Origin of the sequence: Shewanella sp. N2AIL (assembly GCF_022690845.1) — a bacterium.
In the GTDB taxonomy this organism is placed as follows: Bacteria; Pseudomonadota; Gammaproteobacteria; order Enterobacterales; family Shewanellaceae; genus Shewanella; species Shewanella baltica.
In genome coordinates, this window is the sequence record NZ_JALBYT010000083.1 from 1 (window position 1) to 598 (window position 598).

Here is a 598-nt window from a genome sequence, read left to right on the forward strand (position 1 = left end):
TGCTCATTCCACCTAGGGAAGGTGCTGCACTATGGGAACAAGGGCATCCACGAAACTTAGCCGTCAGTTGGCAACAGCTTCATGGCTCAAATAAGCAATGGAAAAAACGGTATGGTTATCATCGCCGCTCAATCTCAGAAACCGCTATGTACAGGATAAAACAACTGCTAGGAGGCACGTTGAGCATGCGGAATTATAACGCTCAGGTGGGAGAAACTTACGCGATGATTAGGGCTTTGAACAAACTTACTGGGCTAGGTATGCCTGAAACCCACTATATAGCTTGATATTTGAACAATGATGAGAATTTTGTTCGCTGACTCGATTTAGGAAACAAAGCCCCTTATCAGCTCAAATATTGCGCATACCCTAAACATAACAAAATTAACCAACATATTGATATTAATCCTGATAGCAATAAAGATGGCCTGACAGGTTCGCTACTAAATAGAGTTTTAATTACTTCAAAAATACTAGGGCTTGTTGATCTTTCGTGATGGATTATTAGACAGCATGATGGGCTGGTATAATTACTTTCGCCAAAAACTAACCATGACAACCCATCATGCCAAGAACAATGTTAACAGACGAGTACTGG

The 598-nt window shown here is 41.1% G+C and carries 1 pseudogene; it reads left to right on the top strand.

Annotated elements, in window-relative coordinates:
* A pseudogene (locus MO387_RS20805) lies at nt 1-287 on the top strand (IS5/IS1182 family transposase); the annotation flags it as partial.
* Nucleotides 288-598 lie beyond the last annotated feature (311 nt).